This is a genomic window from Blastococcus colisei, assembly GCF_006717095.1.
Lineage (GTDB): Bacteria > Actinomycetota > Actinomycetes > Mycobacteriales > Geodermatophilaceae > Blastococcus_B > Blastococcus_B colisei.
On record NZ_VFQE01000003.1, the window covers coordinates 52,066 to 72,749 of the forward strand.

Consider the following 20,684-nt stretch of genomic DNA (forward strand, 5'->3'; position numbering starts at 1 on the left):
GGAGATCCCCATGGCCAGGACCTGGTTCATCACCGGCGCATCCCGCGGCTTCGGCAAGGAGTGGGCCATCGCCGCCCTCGAGCGCGGTGACGCCGTGGCCGCCACCGCCCGCGACACCAGCACCCTCGACGACCTCGTGCAGCAGTTCGGCGACAGGGTGCTGCCGCTGCAGCTGGACGTGACCGACCGCGACGCCGTGTTCGCCGCCGTCAGGGACTCCCACGACCGGTTCGGCCGGCTCGACGTCGTCGTCAACAACGCCGGCTACGGCCAGTTCGGCATGATCGAGGAGATCTCCGAGGCCGAGGCGCGCGCCCAGTTCGACACGAACGTGTTCGGCGCCCTCTTCGTCACCCAGGCCGCGCTGCCCTACCTGCGCGAGCAGGGCTCCGGCCACATCCTGCAGGTGAGCAGCATCGGCGGGATCAGCGCCTTCCCCAACATCGGCATCTACAACGCCTCCAAGTGGGCGCTCGAGGCGTTCAGCCAGTCGCTGGCCGCGGAGGTCGCCGACTTCGGCATCACGGTGACGATCATCGAGCCCGGCGCCTACTCGACGGACTGGGGCGGCGCCTCGGCGAGGCATGCCGCCCCGAACCCGGCCTACGACGCCTTCCGCGAGAAGGCCGCCGCGGCGCGCAAGGCACGCTCGGGCGACCCCGGTGACCCGGTGGCCACCCGCGAGGCCGTGCTGGCCGTCGTCGACGCCGCCGAGCCGCCGCTGCGGATCTTCCTCGGCCGCGCGCCGCTGCCGATCGCCACCGAGGACTACGAGTCCCGGCTCGCCACCTGGCGGGAGTGGGAGTCGGTCTCCGCCGCCGCCCACGGCCCGACGAGCTGAGACGGGCCGCTGGGGAGCCGTGCCGCCCTCCAGCGGGCCCGGTGCCTCAGGCCGTCGCCTCCGTCCGGTGCCGGGAGCGCATCAGCAGCACGATGCTCGTCGCGAGCGTCCAGATCAGGAACAGCAGGAAGCCGCCGAACCCGCCGATGGCGACGAACCACGTCTCCTCGCTGCTCTCGAAGACCCCGCCGAGGCCGAGGACCAGCACCACCGCGTTGACCCCGGAGAGGTAACCCAGCCAGGTCGGCAGCGCGTGGGTGCTGAGGATGGCCCCCGTGGCGCCGATCATCATCGCGACCGCCACCGGGACGGTGCAGAGACCGACCCAGTAGTCGAGGGCGGCGATCGTCGGCAGGGTCGACGGGTCGGCGCTCTCGGCGGCCTGGACCAGCGCCAGGTAGATGCCCTCGGCGATCAGGATGGTCGCGACGAACGCGGCGCCGGCGATGGCGAACAGGCCGGACATCATGCCGCCGCTGCCCTCGTGGCGCCGGAACCTGCTCCACACGCCGGCGAGGAACACCAGGAACGCGATGTCGGCGAGGAAGCCGAGCAGCAGCGACATCTGGTGCCCGGCGCGCTCGTCGGTGATCCCCGCCGCGAGCTCGTCGGCGGTGCTGCCGTACTCCGGGATCGACGGCGTGAAGAAGCTGGCCACGACGAGGGCGACGAACAGGAGGCCGGCGGCCGCCGTGATGCGGTCCCACCTGCTCGTCACGCCGTCATGAGGCATCCCACCCGCGGCCGCCGGGCCGTTCATCCGGGATCCAGCGCTGGCTTCCATGACGACACCCCTTCCCGTTCACGGGTCCGCCGGGCGGCGAGGCCCACGGGAAGTGTGGAACCGCCGCCCCGGCCGCGGGAGTGCCTCGTGCGCGGTCCGGCGTCGGGCAGCAGACGGCGGCGGCTGACTGCTGTGCGAGATCACTCGTACTCGGGGCCGACCGAGCCGGTCACGACCCCGCCCACGTGCTGGTAGCCGAGCAGCAGCGCCCCGGACGGCGTGGTCGCGTGCGTGGCCAGCCGCCAGGTCCGCGGCAGGGCGCCGTCGCCGAAGAGCCGCTTGCCCTCGCCCAGCACCACCGGGAACACGACCAGCCGTAGCTCGTCGACGAGGTCCTCGCGCAGCAGGGTCTGGATCAGCCCCGCCGAGCCGTGCACCTGCAGTTCGCCGCCGTCCCCGGCCTTGAGCGCCCGGACGGCGGCAACCACGTCGCCCTTCAGCAGCTCGGCGCTCTCCCATTCCACCGACTCCAGCGTGCGGGAGGCGACGTACTTCTTCTTGACGTTGAGCCCCTGGGACACCGGGTCGTCGCTGATCATCTGCGGCCAGGACGCGTAGAAGAGCTCGTAGGTGGTGCGCCCGATCAGGAAGTCCTGGGCGCCGGCGAACCAGGTGTTCATCTGCTCGCCCATCGCCTCGTCGAAGAAGGGAACGAGCCAGCCCTCGTACGAGAAGCCGCCCGACGGGTCCTCCCCGGGGCCGCCCGGGGCCTGCATGACCCCGTCGAGGGTGACGAACGTGGTGACGACGAGCGGACGCATGGCGACTCCTCCGGAACTGCGGGCCGCCTGTTCGGCCCCTCGGTAGGACGTCGAACGGCGACACCCCTCATCGACACCAGCGGAGGAACTTCCTCCAGGAATGGCTCCGGACGGTCGATGGAGCAGGAGAGATCGATCCAGGAGGAATCACGTGGGCAAGAAGCGCTCGGATGCCGAGCAGCAGGTCGCCGACCTGCTGCGCACGGCGCGCAAGTCGCTGCAGATGAGCGTGGCGTTCCTGAGCCGGCTCGACGGCACCACCCAGCACCTCGAGGTCGTCGACTCCGCCATCCCGCTCGTCTTCCGCGACGGCATCACGCAGGTCCAGGAGACCTCGTTCTGCCAGGCGATCCTCGACGGCAAGCTGCCCGCGGTCATCCCCGACGTCCGGGACTTCCCCGAGGCCATGAAGCTCCCCACCGCGAAGATCCCCCGGATCCGCAGCTACGTCTCCGCCCCGGTCCGGCTGTCGGACGGCGAGCTGTACGGCACCTTCTGCGCCTTCGGCCTCAGTTCCGACAAGGAGCTCGCCGAGCGCGACAAGGCGCTGATGGATGTCCTCGCCTCCGCGGCCGCCGTCATCGTCGAGCCCGGGGTGCGGGCCGAAGGGCGGCGCAGCGAGATCGTCGACCGTCTCGACCCGGTGATCGCTTCCGGCGGCCCGACCGTCGTCCTCCAGCCCATCGTCGAGCTGGCGACCGGGCGCCGGACCGGCGCCGAGGCGCTGAGCCGCTTCCCCAGGGAGTGGGGCATGGCCCCCGATGTCGTCTTCGACCAGGCTCACGGCGTGGGCCTGGGCCACCGCCTCGAACTGCTCGCCCTCGAGGGAGCGGCGCGCCTGCTCGACCGGGTCGGCGGCTACGTCTCCATGAACGTCTCCCCGGCGACCCTGATCACCGAGGACTGCCGGAAGCTCCTCGCCCGCCTCCCGCTGGACCGGGTCCTGCTCGAGCTCTCGGAGCACGACCGGGTCGAGGACTACGACGCCATCGCGAACGTCCTCGGACCGCTGCGCGCCGATGGGCTGCGCCTGGCGATCGACGACGTCGGCGCCGGGTTCTCCTCCCTCCACCACATCGTCGTGACCTCTCCCGACGTGATCAAGATCGACCGGAGCATCGTCAGCGGCCTGCACGCCGACCCGGTGCTGGCCAAGCTCGTGCAGTCACTCGTCGAGTTCGCGCACGGCTGCGACATCGAGGTCGTCGCCGAGGGCGTCGAGACCGTGGACGAGGACGCCGCCCTGCGCAGCTTCGGCGTCGACTACGGCCAGGGGTGGCACTTCGGCCGGCCCGGGCCCGTCGAAGCGCTCGCGGACGGCGCACCCGTCCAGGTGCCGCGGCCGCGTCGGGAGGCGACCCCGAGCCTCACGTCCTGACGCGGCCTGCCGCCGCGGGTCCGCGGGATGTCAGGTGGGGTCGGCGGCACGCCGCGGGCGGTCGGCCCGGCGGTGGGGATGGCACTTGGCGCCGTACATGGCCCGGTCGGCCCGGCCGATCAGCTCGTCGGCGTCGTCACCGGGGCGGCCGACGGCGATCCCGATGCTGACCCCGATCGACAGGGAGCCCTCGGGGCCGTCCCAGGGCCGGCGGACGGCCGCGCCGACCCGCTCGGCGAGGGCGGCGAGCTCCTCCTGCGAGCGGCCCTGGCAGAGGATCACGAACTCGTCGCCGCCGAAGCGGGCCACGAGGTCGCCCGGACCGGCCAGCTCAGCCATCCGCCGCGCCATCTCCGCGAGCAGGCCGTCCCCGACCGCGTGACCGTGCCGGTCGTTCACGATCTTGAACTGGTCCAGGTCGCAGAAGAGGAGGGCGCAGCCCACGCCGTCAGCGAGCCGGGCCCGCAGCGCGTCGAACAGGGCACCGCGATTGGCGATCCCGGTGAGCAGGTCGGTCTGCGCGCGCAGGTGCAGCTGCGCCTCGCGGCGCCGGTCGTCGGTGACGTCGAGCCCGACGCAGCCCACCGCGTAGGGCCGGCCCCGGTCGTCCCGCAGCACGGTGTTGCGCATCGCCACCCGGCGCCGCTCCCCCGTGCCGGTCAGCCAGTCACCCTCCTGCGGATGGGCGGTCCCGGTGGCCATGGCTCGCGCCACGGCGTCCCGGGAGAGGGCGACGTGCTCGGGGACGACGTAGACGTCCCAGAACGGCACGTTCGACAGCTCCTCGCCGGTCCGCCCGGTGAACCGCTGGAGCGCGGGGTTGGTCAGGAGGATCCGGCCCTCGCCGTCGACGATGCACAGCAGCGCGTCGCTGGCGTCGACGAAGTCGCGGAGCAGCTGCTCCGGGAGCTGGGCCACCTCTGGCTGCGCTGTCATCGGAACAATTCCCCTGTAGAGCCGGGACACGTCGTCGTATGCCCGGAACAGCGACCGTACGGCTGACCACCGGGCTCCGTGCGTTCCCCCACCGACGATTCTGTGGCCATGCCCGCAGGAGGCCGCAACTCCGACTGCGGATATATCGGATCAGCTACGGCCGGCTCACCAGTCGGGTCCTGCCGCGCTCGTCCGGGCTTCCCCAGGCATAGGAGGCTTTACCTACGTTCCGGGCCGCAGAACGCATGTATAGGTTCCTATGCCCGAGGTCAGGCGACGAGCTCGACAGCCCGCTCGGCGGAACCGGCCAGCCGCGCGTACCGGCCGCCGCGGGCGAGCAGTTCCTCGTGCGAGCCCTGCTCCACGACCCGTCCGGCGTCCAGGACGGCGATCCGATCGGCGTTCCGCACGGTCGAGAGCCGGTGCGCGATGGTGATCGTCGTCCGCCCCCGCGCCGCCTCGTCCAGCGCGGCCTGCACGGCCTGCTCGGTCTCGTTGTCCAGTGCGCTGGTCGCCTCGTCGAGAACCAGCACCCGGGGGTCGCGCAGCAGGGTGCGGGCGATCGCCAGCCGCTGCTTCTCCCCGCCGGAGAACCGGTGCCCGCGGGCCCCGACCACGGTGTCGTAGCCGGCCGGCAGCGCCGCGATCACGTCGTGCACCTGGGCGCGGCGGGCCGCGGAGACCATCTCGTCGTCCGTGGCGTCCGGCTTCGCGTGCCGCAGGTTCTCCCGGATCGTGCCGTGCAGCAGGTACGTCTCCTGCGAGACGACGCCGACGACGCGGGCCAGATCGGCCAGGGCCATGTCCCGGACGTCGACGCCGTCGACGAGGACCCGGCCCGCGGTGGGGTCGTTCAGCCGCGCGATCAGCGAGGCGAGGGTGCTCTTGCCCGATCCCGTCTCGCCGACCAGGGCCAGCGTCGTCCCGGCGGGGACGACGACGTCGACGTCGGCCAGCGCCGGCCGGGGGCTGTCGGGGTAGGTGAAGCCGACGTGCTCGAAGCGCACCTCGCCGCGGACGGAGGCGCGGTCGATCCGGACGGGGTGCGCCGGGTCGTCGATGTCGACCGGCAGGTCGAGGTACTCGAACACCCGGCTGAACAGCGCCATCGACGCGGTCAGGGAGACACCGATGTCCAGCAGCTGCATCAGGGGCCGGAAGAGCGCGCCCTGGAGCGTGGTGAAGGCGACGAGCGTGCCGATGGTCATGCCGCCCGAGGTCGCGGGCAGCCCGGCGGCCAGGTAGATCAGCGCCGGGATGCCGGCGAAGACGATGCTCATCGTCGCCATCCGCCAGCGGCCGGCCAGCTGCGAGCGGACCTCGAGCGACACCAGGTCGTCGGAGGTGACGGCGAACCGCTGCGACTGGGCCGGACCCGCGCCGAGGGTCTTGCCGAGCAGCACGCCGCTGATCGAGAGGCCCTCCTACACCTGCGAGTGCAGGTCGGCCAGGGAGCGCTGCCGCTGGGCGGTGATCGTCCGGCGCATGCGGGCGACCCGGCGGGTCAGCACGATGGCCGGCGGCAGCACGATCAGCGAGAGCAGGGACAGTCGCCAGCTCAGCACCGCCATCGCGACGACGGTGCCGATGACGGTCGTGGCGTTGGCGGCGAAGGACGTCGCGGTCGAGGTGACCACCGACTGCATCCCACCGATGTCGTTGGTGAGCCGCGACTGCACCTCCCCGCCCCTGGTGCGGGTGAAGAAGCCGAGCGACTGGCGCTGCAGGTGGGTGAAGACCGCCGTCCGCAAGCTGTGCATGACCCGTTGCCCGACGGTGGTCGAGAGCCAGGTCTGGACGACGCCGAGCACCGCGGTGACCACGGTGACGGCGAGCATCCCGCCGACGGCCCACAGGAGGAGGGGGACGTCCTGGGCGGGGATCGCCTCGTCGATGACCAGCCGGATCAGGAACGGCGTGGCCAGGGCGACCGCCGAGGACGCCACGATCAGGGCCACCACGACCGACAGCTGCCACCGGTAGGGCCGGAACAGGACGGCCACGCGACTCCACCGCACGGGCGAGCGCTCGAGCTGGGCCTTGTCGGCCGGATCGGCGCTGCGGCCGGATCGTCCGCCGCCGCCCCTCGTCGTCATCTCGTCGATGCCGACCACCCTCCTCGAACTCCGATGCTGAGGTTACCTCACGGTGTGGCAACCGCAGCGCCGTCGGTAGGATTCCCCGGTGGCCGACGAGGGGACGACGGAGCTCGGCGAGCTGCTGATGCGCGCCTCTCGCACGCAGCGCCGCCGGTGGCGGGACGTGCTCGCGCCCTGGGACCTGTCCCCGCACCAGGCCAGGGCGCTCACGGTGGTCTGCGAGCGCGACGGCGTCCGGCTCTCCGACCTCGCCGAGGGCCTGCGCATCGCCCCGCGCTCGGCCACCGAGGTGGCCGACGCGCTCCAGGAGCGCGGACTGGTCGAGCGGACGCCCGATCCGGGCGACCGGCGAGCGGTCATCCTGCGCCCGACCGACGAGGGCCGGCGGATCCGCGCCGAGATCGGCGCCGCGAGGGCGGCCGACTCCTCCGAACTCTTCGCCCGACTCTCCCCCGACGACCGCTCCACTCTCGCTCGTCTGCTCGGCATCCTCGCCGACGAGAACTGATTCGAATAACGGTCACGGACCATTCTCCAAGAATGGCCTCCGCTACCCATTCCGTCATCGTCACCGCGGCTCCGACGGGGCGGCGGCGCAGCTCGGACGCCCGTGGGCCGCGTCACAGGAATGTGCGAACGGTGGCCCATCTCACCGCCCGACGGCGCGATCGTGCGGCGCATCACTCGTTGACCCGTCAATGGAGGTGAATTCGGCGCCGATACTGGTGGAAACGGCGTCACAGGGCGCCGGAGCAAGAAAGAGGAATGGCACATCATGACGACGTTCATCGCCCGGCACGACGACCGCATCGCAGACCCCGCCGCGTCGCAGGCGCGCAAGCGGTTCACCCGCTCCCTCGTCTCCGTCGGCGCCATCGTGCTCGACGCCATCGAGGCCACCCGTGCGATCGGCTCGGCCACCACCACCGCCGACCGTCGCGCCGTGCTGGACCGCTTCGCCGCCGACGTCTCCCGGGACTCGGGCCGCTCGGCCGCGTAGGTCCGGGCACCACGTCGGGGCCGGTTCCGCGGCTGCGGAAACGGCCCTCGGCGCGTTCCCCGCCTCAGCCCCGCGAGAGGTCTTCGGTCGACAGCCGGCCGTCGAGGCGACGGGGGATCCCGGCCGTGTTCCTGTCCGGCGCGGTCACCGGCCGGCACCGGCGGGGACGCGCAGTGCGGACAGGGCCCGGGCGGCGTCCAGCGTTCCGACCGGATTGGTCAGCGAGCCGACCTCGTCGACTATCACCTGCACGACGTCGCCGTCGAGCAGGGTGAAGTCGAGGTCGGGCACGATCCCGGTGCCGGTGGAGAGCACGGCGCCCGCGGGGAAGTCCTGCGCACGCACCAAATGCGAGACCAGATCGGACACGGAGCGGCGCATGCGTGCGGTCGACGTGCTGCCCTCGAACACCGTCGCGCCGGACCGGGTCACCCGCACGGAGATGCCGAGCGCGGCCGCATCGGGCACCTCCCAGGCGGGCCGGATGCCGGTCGCCAGCGCGCAGCTCCCGGCGTACACCTTGGCCTGCGGCAGGTAGAGCGGGTTCTCCCCCTCGATGTCACGCGAGGAGACGTCGTCGCAGACGGTGTAGCCGAAGACCTCGTGGGTGGCGGTCACGACGGCGGCGAGCTCCGGCTCGGGCACCGTCACCGCCGAGTCGGGCCGGACCGCGATCGGGTCGCCGTCGGTGACGACCCGCCAGGCGACGGACTTGAAGAACAGCTCCGGCCGCTCGGCGGCGTAGACGCGGGAGTAGACGTCCTGCGTCTGGCTCTCCTCGACACGGGCGTCCATGGACCGCTCGTAGGTGACGCCGGACGCCCAGACCTCGGTCAGCCCGTCGACCGGCGGCAGCAGCCGGACGTCGCCGACGGGGACGGCCGGCTCCCCCGCCGCGCGCTCCACCAGCGTGCGGGCCTCGGCCAGCCCGAGCGCCAGCAGCCCGGACAGCGCGGCCACCTCCGGCACGGGCCGCACCTGACCGTCGACCAGGACGCCGACGTGGATCCCGCCGTCGTCCTCGTAGCGCACGACGTGGGTCATCGGTCCTCTTCCACGCTCGATCCAGGAACTGTGCGTCGGGCGCCGGAGGCGGACGGTTCCGTCACCGGCCCTGCCACGCGACCGGCTGCTTGGTCGCGAACGCCGCGACCGCGGTGTGGAAGTCCTCGCTGCCGAAGACCCGGGTGACGATGTCGTCGCCGTCCGGGATCGTCGCCCGCCGGACGCGGCGGACCGCCTCCTTGGCTGCCCACATGCTCAGCGGCGCGTGCCCCAGCAGCGTCTGCACGACGCCGTCGGTGGCGGTCTGGAGCTGGTCGTCGTCGCACAGCTCGGCGACGAAGCCGGCCGAGGCCGCCTCCTCACCGCTGAACAGCCGTGCCCGCAACAGCATGTCGAGCGTCCGCGCCGGGCCGAGGTGGTTGATCAGGAGCGAGTAGTTGTTCATCGACAGGCAGTTGCCCAGCGTGCGGGCGATCGGGATGCCGAAGCGGGCCGACCGGGTGGCGATCCGCAGGTCGCAGACCGAGGCGATCCCGAGGCCCCCGCCGACGCAGAAGCCCTGGACGGCGGCCACGGTGGGGACGTCCACGTCCTCGAGCCGGTTGACGATCCGGGCGATCTTCTCCTCGTAGGCGACGCCGTCGGAACCGGAGGAGAACTCGGCGAACTGGCCGATGTCGGTGCCTGCGACGAAGGCCTTCTCGCCCGCCCCCTTGAGCACGAGCACCCGGATCTCGTCGTCGGAGTCGGCGCGCTCGCAGGCCTCGTAGAGACCCTCGTACATCCCCCACGTCATCGCGTTGCGCTGCCGCGGGCGGTTGAAGGTGACGGTCAGGACGCCGCCGTCGGCGTCGACGAGCAGCTCAGGGTCGTCCACGGGTCTCCTCAGAGGTCGACGTGTCCGCGGCGGTGCGCGGACCGGTGGTCCCGCCGGCGGCGGCGGTGTCGCCTCCGGCGGCGGGGGATTCGGGGTGGGGGGCGTCCGGGCCGTCGGCCACCGGTGCGCCGGCGGACGGGCCGGCCGGGCCGCCGTTGCGGGCCCGCCGCCGGCGCAGGACGTGCGCCAGCAGCGTCGGGGCGACGAGCTGCAGGGCCGCGATCGTGAGGACGACCAGGGCCAGCGGCCGGGTGAAGACGATGCCGATGTTGCCGTCGCCGATCGCCGACGTCTGCACCAGCGCCTTCTCGAACAGCGGGCCGAGCACCACGCCGAGGACCAGCGGGGCCATCGGCAGGTCCAGCCGCTTCATGAAGTAGCCGATGATCCCGAAGACCACGACGACCCAGACGCTGTACATGCTGTTCCCGATCGAGTACGCCCCGACCAGGCTGGTGAGCAGGATCAGCGGGTACATGTAGCCGTACGGCACGCGCAGCATCTGGGCGAACACCGGCGCCAGCGGCAGGTTCAGCACCAGCAGGATCACGTTGCCGATGAAGAACGAGGCCAGCAGCCCCCACACGAGCGCCGGCTGCTGCTCGAAGAGCAGCGGGCCGGGGTCGATGCCGTAGATCATGAAGGCGCCGAGGAGGACGGCCGTCGTCGCACCGCCCGGGATGCCGAGGGTCAGCGTGGGCACGAAGTTGGCGTTCGCAGCCGCGTTGTTCGCGGCCTCGGGGGCGGCGACGCCCTCGATCGCGCCGGTGCCGAACTCGTCGCCCCGCTTGCTGACCCGCCGCTCGATGCCGTACGCCATGAACGACGCCAGCGTCGAGCCGGCACCGGGCAGGATGCCGAAGAGGAAGCCGAGGAAGCTGCCGCGGATGATCGGGCCGCCGGACCGCTTGAGGTCCGCCGGCTTGATCATCAGCTCGCGGAAGCCGGCGCGGATCGGCGCCGCGGCGCCCTCGCGGATCTGGTTGAGCACCTCGCCGACGGCGAACAGCCCGATCATCACCTCGACGAACGGGATGCCCGACAGCAGGTAGATCGAGTCGAAGGTGAACCGGGAGGTGCCGCTGCCGACGTCGACACCGACGGTGGCGATGAGCAGCCCGACCAGGGCCATGAGCAGGCCGAGCTTCCGGTTGTCACCGGCGAAGCTGATGATCGTCGCCAGGCCGAGGATCATCACGGCCAGCATCTCCGGCGGCCCGAAGTCGAGCGCGAACTCGGCGAACGGCGGCGCGAGGGTGACGAGCAGGGCGAGGGAGATGATCGCGGCGACGAAGGAGCCGATCGCCGAGATCGCGAGCGCCGCGCCCGCCCTCCCCTGCCGGGCCATCTGGTAGCCGTCGAGCGTGGTGACGACGGTCGCGGCCTCCCCCGGCGTGGAGATGAGCACCGAGGTGATCGTGCCGCCGTACTGGGAGCCGTAGTAGATGCCGGCCAGCATGATCAGGCCGGTGACCGGCTCCAGCCCCAGGGTCAGGGGCATGAGGACGGCGACACCGGTGGTCGAGCCGAGGCCCGGGAGCACGCCGATCACGGTGCCCATGAAGACACCGACGAAGCACCACAGGACGTTCTCGAGGCTCAGCGCCGTGGAGAACCCCAGGATCAGGTTGTCGAGCACGTCAGCCTCCGATCCCGATGAGGCCGTCGGGCAGCGGCACGTTGAGGAACAGGGCGAACACGGCCCACACGACCACGACCGCCACGAGGGAGATCACGACCGAGGGCAGCCAGGCGCGGCGCTCGACGACGGCGGAGACGAACACCGACAGCACGAAGAAGGCGCCGAGGAAGCCCAGCAGGGGAACGAGGAGGACCGCGACGACGAGGGCGCCGAACACCGTCCACAGCTGGCGGGCCCGCGTGGCCGCCGTCCGGCCGTAGATGTCGACGTCGTCGTCGTCCGCGGCGCCAGGGGTCGCGCTCCCGCCGCCGCCGGCGGTGCCGGCCACCACCGCCCCGGCCGTGGCGGCCGGGGCGGTGGTGGCCGAGGTGGCCGAGGCCGCGACCTCCGCCAGGCCGTGCGTGTGATCGTCCCTCCGGCCGCGGAGCGTCCCGATGAACTCCCAGCCGCCGATCAGCACGATCCCGGCGCCGACCACGGCGGGGACGAGCCCGGGACCGACCCGATTGCCGTCCTTGAAGAGGCCGTAGCCGATCGCGGTGACGAGGGCGAGGAGTCCGATCGCGGTGAGCAGCCCGTAGGCGACGGCGTGCTCCACCGAGACGCTCCGCTTGCCGGAGGGGGCGCTCACTCGCCGATCACCTGCTGCAGGAGCTCGTTGTTGCCCTCGAGGTAGGAGACGAACTCGTCACCGGCGGCGGTGTTGGGCTGCAGGTAGTTGTCCTCGATGTAGGTCTGGTACTCCTCGGTCTCGACCGCGGCCTCCATCGTGTCGATCCAGTACTGGCGCGCCTCCTCGCTGATGCCGCCGGGCGCGAGCACCCCGCGGAACTGGGCGAAGGAGACGTCGATCCCCTGTTCCGCCGCCGTCTCGATGTCGGCCAGCGCCTCGTACTCGTAGCGCTCCTCGGAGAAGGCGCACAGTGCCTTCACGTCGCCGGACTCGAGCTGGCCGATGATCTCGCCGGGGTTGAGGGAGGCGATGTCGATCTGGCCGCCGAGGAGGGCCGCGGTCAGCTCGCCACCGGACTCGAAGGGCACGCGGTCGAACTCGACGCCGGTCTCCTGCTCGGTGAGCGTGAAGACGATGTTGTCCAGGCCGGTGATCCCGCTGATGCCGGCGGTGATCCGCTCGGTCTCCGCCGCCTCGACGACGTCGGCGCAGCTGTTCCACGGGCTGTCGGCGTTGACGATCATCAGGGTGAAGTCGTCGGCCAGCTTCATGATCGGGGTGAAGTCGGTGTAGTCGAACTCCACCTCGCCGGAGATCGGCAGGGCGAGCAGCGCCGTCTCGGTGGCCAGCAGCAGGTTCTCGTTGCCGCTCTCGCCGAGGAAGTAGGAGTAGCCCACCGCGCCGGAGCCGCCCTCGCGGTTCTCGACGGAGACGGTGAGGTCCTCGTTCGCGGCCTCGATCATCGTTCCGGTGGCCCGGCCGGCCAGGTCGCTGCCGCCGCCGGCGCCGAACGGCACGACCATGGTGACGTCGCCGCGCGGCTCGAAGCCGCCGCCGTCGCCGCCGCCGTCGGCAGAGCCGCCGGACTCGCCGCCACAGGCGGCGAGGGTGAGCGCCAGGACCGAGGTCGTGGCGAGGACGGCGGAACGCGAGTGCTTCACAGGTACTCCCTTGTTGGTGGGGCGGGGTCGGAGGTGGGAACTCATCGGGTACCGCCGCCTACCTGCTCGGCCTTGGCGGCCAGGCGGGACTCGAAGCCGGGAAGGTCGATGACGAACCGCTCGTGGGTGCCGGTCCCGATGACCTCGGTGTCGTCCTCGACGCGGATGTCGAAGACCACGCGGCGCCGGTCGACCTCGGTGACGGTCGCCGTGGCCGTGACCTTCTGGCCGCGCAGCGTCGGAGCGGTGTGCGCGATGTCGACCTTGCTGCCGACGCTCGCCTGGTCCTCGCGCAGGTGCGGGGCCAGGCCCTCGATCGCCGCCTCCTCCAGCAGGAGCACCAGGTTCGGCGTCGAGAAGATGTCGTACTCGCCGCGGCGGGTGCAGTGCTCGGCCTCGACGGTGCGCTCCAGGACGCCCTGGACGCCGGGTTCGAGAGTGCTGCTCATGGTGGGGCTCCTCAGAGGGGTCGGTCGTCGGCGGGCAGGGGCGGTACCGCGGGGGAGGCGGCCACGGCGTGCGCCGGGTCGGCGGCCACCCCGGACTCGATCAGCGCGTCGACTTCGCCGGCCGGGATCTCCGCCCACTCGAGCGCGGCGCGGGTGCCCGCTCCCAGCTGCGGGCCGGCGGAGTCCTGGCGGGCGGGGGTCCGGGACAGGCGCATCGGCGACCCGAGCTGGCGGATCGGCCCGAGCGTCGGGTGCGGCGCGTCCCAGAAGTAGTTGCGCTGGTTCAGGTGGTCGTCGGTGAACACCTGGCCGTAGTCGGCGATCGGGGCGCAGGGCACCCCCGCGTCGTCCAGCGCGGCGACCACCTCGTCGGTCGTCCGGGTGGTGGTGACGGCCTCGATCGCGGGGATGAGGGTGTCCCGGTGGCCGTGCCGCGTGGCGGCGTCGGAGTAGCGCTCGTCGTCGAGCAGCTCCTCCAGGCCGAGCGCGGCGCACAACCCCTTCCACGTCTTCGGGGTGACGGCGCCGACGGTGACGTGGCCGTCGGAGGTGCGCACCGCCTGGTAGGGGGCGGTGCTCTGGTGCGCCGAGCCCAGCGGCCGGCCGACCTCGCCCGTCGCGAAGAACTTCCCGGCCTCCCAGATGGCGAAGGACACCCCGCTCTCCAGCAGCGACACGTCCAGGTACTGGCCTTCTCCGGAGCGGTCCCGCTCCTTGAGGGCGGCGGTCACGCCGAGGGCGACGTACATGGCGCAGACCAGGTCGCAGATCGGCACGCCGATCTTGACCGGGTCGCCGTCCGGGGTGCCGGTGATGCTCATCAGCCCGCCGCGGGCCTGGGCCATGATGTCCAGCCCCGGCAGGGAGGCCAGCGGGCCGTCCTGGCCCCAGCCCGACGCGGACGCGTAGACGATCCGCGGGTTGACCTCGCGGATCGCCTCGTAGCCGAAGCCCAGACCCCGCATGGCGCCGGGACGCAGGTTCTCGACGAGGACGTCGGCCCGGGCGGCCAGGCGCAGGAACGCCTGCTTGCCCTCCGGGGACTTCAGGTCGAGGGCCACCGACTCCTTGTTCCGGTTCAGCCGGACGAACGGGGAGCTCTCGCCGTCGAGGAACGGCCCGGTGTCCCGCACGGGGTCACCACCGGTGGGGTTCTCGACCTTGAGGACGCGGGCTCCGAGGTCGGCCAGCTGCATCGTGGCGAAGGGAGCGGCCATGAAGGCGCCGACCTCGAGCACGGTGATCCCGGCCAGCGGACCGTTCGTTTCGACCGCCATCAGCAGCCTCCGTTCCGAAATTTCGCGGTGCCGGAGGTGGTGCACCTCACAGCTCGTGGACTACTGTCTACAAAAGCCAAGTCGATATGACAAGGCTCACAGGCAAAACCGTTACCAAGAGATGTCGACACCGGCGCCCGGCAGGCGGGGGGTGACGTCGCCCCACGAGAGAGGAGGAACACCGTGACCGCTGCTTCGGAACCCGTGTCCTCCGCGCGCCGTATCGAGGCGCCGCCGAGCATGTCCGCCCTGGCCGCCGAGGCTCTCCGCCAGATGGTGCTCAGCGGCGAGCTGCGCCCGGGAGACCGCGTCATCGAGAACCGGCTCACCGAGGAGCTGGGCGTGAGCCGCCCCCCGCTGCGCGAGGCGATGCGGGTGCTCGAGCAGGAAGGTCTGATCGTCCAGACCCCGCGCAAGGGCGCCGTCGTCGCGCCGGTCACGCCGCACGACATCTACGAGATCGTCTCGTTGCGCGAGGAGATCGAGCAGATCGCCGTCCGGCTGGGTGTGCCGGTCCGCTCCGGCGAACGGCTGGACCGGCTGCGCCAGGCGTTCGCCGAGCTCGAGGCCGCCGCCGAGGAGGCGGGCGCGCCGCGGGTGGTGGAGTGCAGCTTCGCCTTCCACCTGGCGATCGTCGGGCTGGCCGGGCACCGGCGGCTCGAGGACGTCTACCGGTCCCTGTCGCTGCAGATGCGCATGTGCATGGCCATGAACCGGCGGGCTCGCGCCCCGATCGAGACCGCGCGCCAGGACGCCGCCCGCCACCGCCCGCTCATGGACCTCGTCGAGGCCGGCGACGCCGAGGCCATGGCGCACACCCTGGCCCACCACGGGCAGCGCACGTACCTGCTGAGCATCGCGGACGACGCCGAGGGCCACTCGCCCGAGTCGCGGGCGTGGTTCGCACGGATCCGCCGTGAGGAAGAGGAGGCGATGCGGCATGACGGACACCGCTGAGACGGGTACCGGCTCGCTGGAGGCACTGCAGGCAGCGATCGGCTGGACCGCCGAGGAACGCGTCGACGTCGTCGAGCGGCGGCACCTGCGCGACTACCGGCGGGCCATCGGCGCGGACGAGAACGGCACCGACGTGCCGGCCACGATCACCGCCTGCTTCCTCACCGAGCCGCCGACCATGCCGGAGGCCCTGGCCTACGGCCTGGGATGGATCAACGGGGGCGACCGGTTCGAGGTCCACCGCCCGCTGCAGCTCGGCGACGAGGTCACCTCGCAGCTGACCTTCACCGGCGTCGAGGAGAAGAAGGGCCGCACCGGCACCCTCGCCCTGCTCACCTTCGTCACCGAATTCCGGCTGACGGACGGGACGCTGGCGGTCCGCCACGTCGGGACGCGGGTGCGGCGATGACCGACCCGCAGGCGGAGCAGACCATCCGCGTCGAGACGGCGTCGTTGCGCACGCTCGTGCAGTACGCCGGTGCCAGCGGCGACTTCTACGAGATGCACTACGACATCCCCTTCGCGCAGGCGCGCGGCCACCGCGAGCTGGCGGTGCACGGGCTGCTGAAGACCGCCTGGCTCGGCCGGCTGGTGGAGGAGTGGTTCGCCGGACGGGGCGCGATCACCGTCCTGGACGTGAGCTACCGCGGCATGGACTTCCGCGACGAGCCGGTCACCTGCGGAGGCCGGGTCACCGGTCGCGACGGCGACCGCCTCGCGCTCGAGGTCTGGACGGCGAGCGCGGACGGCACGAGGACGACCATCGGAACGGCCGAGGTCGAGCTGGCGGAGGGCCCGGCATGACCCTGGAACGCATCAACAGCCTCTGCGCCGGCCTGGGGCACCCCGTGCTCACCGACGGGGCGGACTCCACGGGCCGCTTCCCCGACGGCTCCCGGTACAAGGTGGAGATCCCCAGCTGCGAAGGCCCCGACGTCATGGCGGCCGTCCTCGACGAGGCCGACCGCCGCGGGGTGCCGGTCCACCGGGTCTCGCAGGGCAGCGGCGTGATGATGCTGACCGACGCCGAGATCGAGCGGATGGCGGCCCTGGGCGCCGAGCACGGCGTGGAGGTCAACCTCTTCCTCGGGCCGCGCAGCTCCTGGGACATCGGCGGCCAGGCCAAGGTATCGGCCGCCGTCGGCGCCGCCGCCCGCGGGAACGCCGCCGTCGCCGCCTCCCTCTGCGACGCCGAACGCGCCGTCCGGCTCGGGATCCGCAGCCTCCTGGTCGGCGACCTGGGCGTCCTCGCCCTGCTGGGCCGGATGAAGCGCGACGGGCAGCTGCCCGAGGACCTCGTGCTGAAGACGTCGGTGCTGATGCCGCTGTCCAACGGCCCGACCGCGGCCCTCTACGAGCAGGTCGGGGCGACCAGCCTCAACATCTCCACCGACTTGACCGTCCCGCAGATCGCCGAGATCCGGGCGGCCACGACGGTGCCGATCGACATGTACGTCGAGGTGCCCGACGACCAGGGCGGCGCCGTCCGCTTCTACGACGTCCCGGAGGTCGTCCGCGTGGCGGCACCGGTCTACCTGAAGCTCGGGCTGCGCAACGCCCCGAACATCTACCCGGTCGGCGGGCACATCGGCGCCATGGCCCAGAACCTGGGCCGGGAGCGCGTCCGCCGGGCGGAACTCGTCCTGCGGCTGCTCTCCGAGCTCGCGCCGCAGCTGGCCACCGACGCGACCCCGGCCGCCGTCGCCGGCTGACCGCCACCGCTCCCGCCCTGAGAGGAATCCTCATGCCCCCGCTGTTCACCGGTGTCGGCGTCGCGCTCGTCACCCTGTTCGACGACGACCGCCGCCTCGATACGGCCGCGACCGCCGACTTCGCCGTCCGGCTGACCGAGCTCGGCATGCGGTCGGTGCTGCTCGCCGGGACGACGGGGGAGGCCATGTCACTGTCGGCCGACGAGCGGAGCGCGCTGATCCAGGCCGTCCGCGCCGCCGTCCCCGCCGACGTCCCGGTCCTGGCCGGCACCGGCGCCCCCACCGGGGCGCAGGCCGCCGACCTCACCGAGCGCGCCTTCGACGCCGGCGCCGACGCCGCACTGGTCCTCTCGCCGCCCGCCGTCGCCGACCCGCGGCCGTACTACGACCGCGTCGCCAAGGCATCGGACGGCCGGCCGCTGCTGGCCTACCACTTCCCCTTCGCCGCCTCCCCCGGCATCCCGGTCGAGGTGCTGCCCGACCTCCCGGTCACCGGGCTCAAGGACTCCTCCGGCGACGCCGGGCGGCTGCTCGACGAGCTGGAGGTCTTCGACCGCGACATCTACGTCGGCGCCACCACCGTGCTGACGATGGGCGGCGCGGTCGGGGCCACCGGCGCGATCCTGGTCCTGGCCAACGCCGAGCCCGAGCGCTGCATCGCCGCGTTCGCCGGCGACGGCAAGGCCCAGGTGGAACTGGCCGCTCCGCACCGCGCCTCGATGGTCGGCTTCCCGGCCGGCATCAAGAACCTGGTCGCCGAGCGCTTCGGCGTCTCGGCGGTCGCCCGGGTCGGGACGTGACCGAGCGTGCGAGGTCACGCATGGGTACAGCACCGATGGGCACGGGATTGACGAGCGCCAGCGAGGAAAGCACGTGACCGAGCTTGCGAGGTCACGCATGGGTACAGCACCGATGGGCACGGGATTGACGAGCGCCAGCGAGGAAAGCACATGACCGGCGTCCCGCTCCGATGAGGACGGTGCTCGCCGCCCCGGACAAGTTCCGCGGCTCGGCCACCGCCCCGGAGGTCGCCGCCGCGATCGCGGCCGCCGCCGGAGCAGCGGGCTGGAACAGCGTGCAGCTGCCCCTGGCCGACGGCGGCGAGGGCACCCTCGACGCGTTCGGCGGCGCCAACCGGACCACGACCGTCCCCGGCCCGCTCGGGACGCCGGTCGACGCGCCGTGGCGGATGGGGGACGACGGGGTGGCGGTGGTCGAGAGCGCCCGCGCCTCCGGTCTCGACCTGGCGGGCGGAGCCGAGGGCAACGATCCGGTCGGCGCCACCAGCCGGGGCACCGGCGAGCTCGTGGCCGCCGCCCTCGCCGAGGGCGCCCGTCGCGTGATCGTGAGCCTCGGCGGCTCGGCCACCACCGACGGTGGCTTCGACACCGTCGAGGTGCTCGAGGCGCACGGACCGTTCGACGGCCGGGACGGACGGCCGGAGATGCTGGTCGCCTGCGACGTGCGCACGACGTTCTCCGACGCCGCGATCGTCTTCGGCCCGCAGAAGGGCGCCTCCCCCGAGCAGGTGGTCGAGCTGACCGGCCGGCTGGACCGGCTGGCCTCGCTCTACCGGCAGCGCTACGGGATCGACCTGGCGGAGGTCCCGGGCTCGGGAGCCGCCGGCGGCCTGGGGGGCGCGTTCGCGGCGCTGGGCGCCCGGCTCGTGCCAGGGTTCGGGCTGGTCGCCGAGCACACGAGGCTGTCCGAGGCCGTCCGCTCGGCCGATGCCGTCGTCACCGGCGAGGGCAAGCTCGACGCCGAGTCCTTCAACGGCAAGGTCGTGGGCGGCGTCCTGGACCTGGCGCGGGCACACGGCGTGCCGGTGCTGGTCGTCGCGGGCGCCGTCGAGGAGCACGTCGCCGCGCCGGCGACCGCGGTGTCCCTGCTGGACTCCTTCGGCCCGGAAGCCGCCTGGGGCGATCCGCTGGGCTGCATCGAACGAGCCACGACGAGGTGGCTGCGAGAGGAAGGGGCACGACCGTGAGCGCACCCATCGACGTGCTCGAGGGCCAGCTGCCCGAGGGCAGCGTCGTCATCGACCCCGCCACCAGCGAGGGCTACCGGCACGACAGCGCCAGCTTCTGCGCCGCGGGCACGCCGCTGGCCGTCGTCCGCCCCACCACGACCGAGCAGGTGCAGACCGTGCTGCGGTGGGCGTCGGCGCACCGTGTCCCGGTCGTGCCCCAGGGCGCCCGGACCGGCCTCTCGGGCGGCGCCAACGCGGTCGACGGCGCACTGATGGTCTCGATGGTGCGGATGAACCGCGTCGTGGAGATCGACCAGGTCGACCAGGTGGCGGTCGTCGAGCCCGGCGTGATCAACGCCGACCTGTCCCGTGCGGTGGCCGACGTCGGGCTGTTCTACCCGCCGGACCCGTCGTCGTGGGAGATGTCCACGATCGGCGGCAACCTCGCCACCAACGCCGGCGGGCTCTGCTGCGTCAAGTACGGCGTCACCGCCGACTTCGTCCGGGGCCTGGAGGTGGTGCTCGCCGACGGCGAGGTGGTGCGGGTCGGACGCCGGACCGCCAAGGGCGTGGCCGGCTACGACCTCACCCGGCTGATGGTGGGCTCCGAGGGCACCCTCGGGATCATCACCCAGGCCACACTGGCCCTGCGGCCCGCGCCGGAACCCGCCCTGACGATGGCCGCCGTGTTCGACAAGACCGCCGACGCCATGACGGCCGTCGCGCGGATCATGGCCTCGGGCCTGCGCCCCTCGATGATGGAGTTCCTGGACAGGTCCTCGATCCGCGCCGTCCAGGCCTATCGCGACATGGGGCTGCCCGTGGACGCCGAGGCCCTGCTGATCGCGCAGTCCGACCGAGGCTCGCTGGCCGCAGCCGACGTCGCCGCCATGGGTGCGATGTGCGAGGAGCTGGGGGCCGCCGAGGTCGCCGTCGCCGGGGACGCGGCCGAGTCCGCCATGCTGACCCAGGCCCGGCGGCTGGTGAACCCCGCGGTCGAGGAGCTGGGCGCGACGCTCGTCGACGACGTCGCCGTCCCCCGGGCCCGCCTGGTGGACCTGCTGGCGGGCATGGACCGGATCGCCGCCGACAACGACGTGCTCGTCGTCTGCCCCGGCCACATCGGCGACGGCAACATGCACCCCACCGTGGTCTTCGACCGGGGCGATGCCGCCGCGGCGGAGCGCGCCCAGCTCGCCTTCGACGCGATCATGCGGCTGGCCCTCGAGCTCGGCGGCACCATCACCGGCGAGCACGGCGTCGGCCTGCTCAAGAAGACCTGGCTGCGCCGCGAGCTCGGCGAGCGGTCCTACGCGCTGCAGCGGAGCATCAAATCGGTGTTCGACCCGCAGGGGATCCTCAATCCCGGCAAGGTTCTCTGAC

At 72.5% G+C, this 20,684-nt stretch carries 23 protein-coding genes; 11 read left to right on the forward strand and 12 right to left on the reverse strand.

The genetic code is table 11. The features are described 5' to 3' along the window. Nucleotides 1–10 precede the first annotated feature (10 nt). Entirely contained in the window at nt 11–841 is an 831-nt protein-coding gene (locus FHU33_RS24280) for an SDR family oxidoreductase (protein WP_142028183.1), read from the forward strand. A 46-nt stretch (nt 842–887) separates the two neighbouring features. Here FHU33_RS24280 and FHU33_RS24285 read toward each other — a convergent pair whose 3' ends face one another. Next, on the reverse strand, nt 888–1,559 hold the full coding sequence (locus FHU33_RS24285) for a hypothetical protein (RefSeq protein ID WP_142028184.1): 672 nt from the start codon (nt 1,557–1,559) through the stop codon (nt 888–890). A 206-nt stretch (nt 1,560–1,765) separates the two neighbouring features. Further along, a complete protein-coding gene (locus FHU33_RS24290; protein ID WP_142028185.1) occupies nt 1,766–2,386 on the reverse strand; it encodes a dihydrofolate reductase family protein in 621 nt (206 codons plus the stop codon). Nucleotides 2,387–2,537: 151 nt separating this feature from the next. On the opposite strand from FHU33_RS24290, the gene FHU33_RS24295 reads away from it, so the two are divergent. After that, entirely contained in the window at nt 2,538–3,764 is a 1,227-nt protein-coding gene (locus tag FHU33_RS24295) for a sensor domain-containing phosphodiesterase (protein ID WP_142028186.1), read from the forward strand. A 30-nt stretch (nt 3,765–3,794) separates the two neighbouring features. Here the strand turns inward: FHU33_RS24295 and FHU33_RS24300 are convergent, their stop codons facing one another. The 3 genes from FHU33_RS24300 to FHU33_RS26370 form a co-directional block, all read right to left on the reverse strand. Then, nucleotides 3,795–4,700 carry a GGDEF domain-containing protein gene (locus FHU33_RS24300; protein WP_142028187.1) on the reverse strand — a complete coding sequence of 302 codons (906 nt, stop codon included), beginning with the start codon at nt 4,698–4,700 and terminating at the stop codon, nt 3,795–3,797. 269 nt (nt 4,701–4,969) lie between these two features. After that, nucleotides 4,970–6,103: an ABC transporter ATP-binding protein gene (locus tag FHU33_RS26365; protein ID WP_281281717.1), complete on the reverse strand. Its 1,134-nt coding sequence runs from the start codon at nt 6,101–6,103 to the stop codon at nt 4,970–4,972. A 21-nt stretch (nt 6,104–6,124) separates the two neighbouring features. After that, complete coding sequence (locus FHU33_RS26370) at nt 6,125–6,814, reverse strand: ABC transporter transmembrane domain-containing protein (protein ID WP_281281718.1); 690 nt, start codon at nt 6,812–6,814, stop codon at nt 6,125–6,127. 70 nt (nt 6,815–6,884) lie between these two features. Between FHU33_RS26370 and FHU33_RS24310 the strand changes: the two genes are divergently transcribed. Further along, nucleotides 6,885–7,307 carry a MarR family winged helix-turn-helix transcriptional regulator gene (locus tag FHU33_RS24310; protein ID WP_211355359.1) on the forward strand — a complete coding sequence of 141 codons (423 nt, stop codon included), beginning with the start codon at nt 6,885–6,887 and terminating at the stop codon, nt 7,305–7,307. A gap of 267 nt (nt 7,308–7,574) precedes the next feature. After that, entirely contained in the window at nt 7,575–7,799 is a 225-nt protein-coding gene (locus FHU33_RS24315; RefSeq protein WP_142028188.1) for a hypothetical protein, read from the forward strand. A 144-nt stretch (nt 7,800–7,943) separates the two neighbouring features. Here the strand turns inward: FHU33_RS24315 and FHU33_RS24320 are convergent, their stop codons facing one another. The 7 genes from FHU33_RS24320 to FHU33_RS24350 form a co-directional block, all read right to left on the reverse strand. Continuing rightward, nucleotides 7,944–8,843 (reverse strand): fumarylacetoacetate hydrolase family protein, encoded by a 900-nt coding sequence (locus FHU33_RS24320; protein WP_142028189.1) that lies wholly within the window; start codon nt 8,841–8,843, stop codon nt 7,944–7,946. Between the two features lie 61 nt (nt 8,844–8,904). Next, a complete protein-coding gene (locus FHU33_RS24325; RefSeq protein WP_142028190.1) occupies nt 8,905–9,681 on the reverse strand; it encodes an enoyl-CoA hydratase/isomerase family protein in 777 nt (258 codons plus the stop codon). After that, nucleotides 9,668–11,320 (reverse strand): tripartite tricarboxylate transporter permease, encoded by a 1,653-nt coding sequence (locus FHU33_RS24330; protein ID WP_142028191.1) that lies wholly within the window; start codon nt 11,318–11,320, stop codon nt 9,668–9,670. Before FHU33_RS24330 ends, FHU33_RS24325 begins: the two co-directional genes overlap by 14 nt. Nucleotide 11,321: 1 nt before the next feature. Beyond that, nucleotides 11,322–11,954, reverse strand: coding sequence for a tripartite tricarboxylate transporter TctB family protein (locus FHU33_RS24335; RefSeq protein ID WP_142028192.1), 633 nt, complete (start codon nt 11,952–11,954; stop codon nt 11,322–11,324). Beyond that, on the reverse strand, nt 11,951–12,937 hold the full coding sequence (locus tag FHU33_RS24340) for a Bug family tripartite tricarboxylate transporter substrate binding protein (RefSeq protein WP_211355360.1): 987 nt from the start codon (nt 12,935–12,937) through the stop codon (nt 11,951–11,953). The genes FHU33_RS24335 and FHU33_RS24340 overlap by 4 nt, the downstream gene beginning before the upstream one ends. A 41-nt stretch (nt 12,938–12,978) precedes the next feature. Further along, a complete protein-coding gene (locus FHU33_RS24345; protein WP_142028194.1) occupies nt 12,979–13,386 on the reverse strand; it encodes a thioesterase family protein in 408 nt (135 codons plus the stop codon). An 11-nt stretch (nt 13,387–13,397) separates the two neighbouring features. Beyond that, nucleotides 13,398–14,663: a CaiB/BaiF CoA transferase family protein gene (locus FHU33_RS24350; RefSeq protein ID WP_142028195.1), complete on the reverse strand. Its 1,266-nt coding sequence runs from the start codon at nt 14,661–14,663 to the stop codon at nt 13,398–13,400. A gap of 183 nt (nt 14,664–14,846) precedes the next feature. Between FHU33_RS24350 and FHU33_RS24355 the strand changes: the two genes are divergently transcribed. The 7 genes from FHU33_RS24355 (at nt 14,847) to FHU33_RS24385 (ending at nt 20,683) form a co-directional block, all read left to right on the forward strand. Next, the gene (locus tag FHU33_RS24355; RefSeq protein WP_211355361.1) at nt 14,847–15,620 is read left to right on the forward strand and encodes a GntR family transcriptional regulator; all 774 of its coding nucleotides are present in this window, start codon (nt 14,847–14,849) and stop codon (nt 15,618–15,620) included. Beyond that, nucleotides 15,604–16,029, forward strand: coding sequence for an FAS1-like dehydratase domain-containing protein (locus FHU33_RS24360; protein ID WP_142028196.1), 426 nt, complete (start codon nt 15,604–15,606; stop codon nt 16,027–16,029). Before FHU33_RS24355 ends, FHU33_RS24360 begins: the two co-directional genes overlap by 17 nt. Beyond that, the gene (locus FHU33_RS24365; RefSeq protein WP_142028197.1) at nt 16,026–16,424 is read left to right on the forward strand and encodes a MaoC/PaaZ C-terminal domain-containing protein; all 399 of its coding nucleotides are present in this window, start codon (nt 16,026–16,028) and stop codon (nt 16,422–16,424) included. The genes FHU33_RS24360 and FHU33_RS24365 overlap by 4 nt, the downstream gene beginning before the upstream one ends. Further along, the gene (locus FHU33_RS24370) at nt 16,421–17,332 is read left to right on the forward strand and encodes a U32 family peptidase (RefSeq protein ID WP_142028198.1); all 912 of its coding nucleotides are present in this window, start codon (nt 16,421–16,423) and stop codon (nt 17,330–17,332) included. The genes FHU33_RS24365 and FHU33_RS24370 overlap by 4 nt, the downstream gene beginning before the upstream one ends. 32 nt (nt 17,333–17,364) lie before the next feature. After that, entirely contained in the window at nt 17,365–18,132 is a 768-nt protein-coding gene (locus tag FHU33_RS24375; RefSeq protein WP_142028199.1) for a dihydrodipicolinate synthase family protein, read from the forward strand. A 179-nt stretch (nt 18,133–18,311) separates the two neighbouring features. Continuing rightward, complete coding sequence (locus tag FHU33_RS24380) at nt 18,312–19,319, forward strand: glycerate kinase family protein (protein WP_425456802.1); 1,008 nt, start codon at nt 18,312–18,314, stop codon at nt 19,317–19,319. Next, entirely contained in the window at nt 19,316–20,683 is a 1,368-nt protein-coding gene (locus FHU33_RS24385; RefSeq protein ID WP_142028201.1) for an FAD-binding oxidoreductase, read from the forward strand. Before FHU33_RS24380 ends, FHU33_RS24385 begins: the two co-directional genes overlap by 4 nt. Nucleotide 20,684 lies beyond the last annotated feature (1 nt).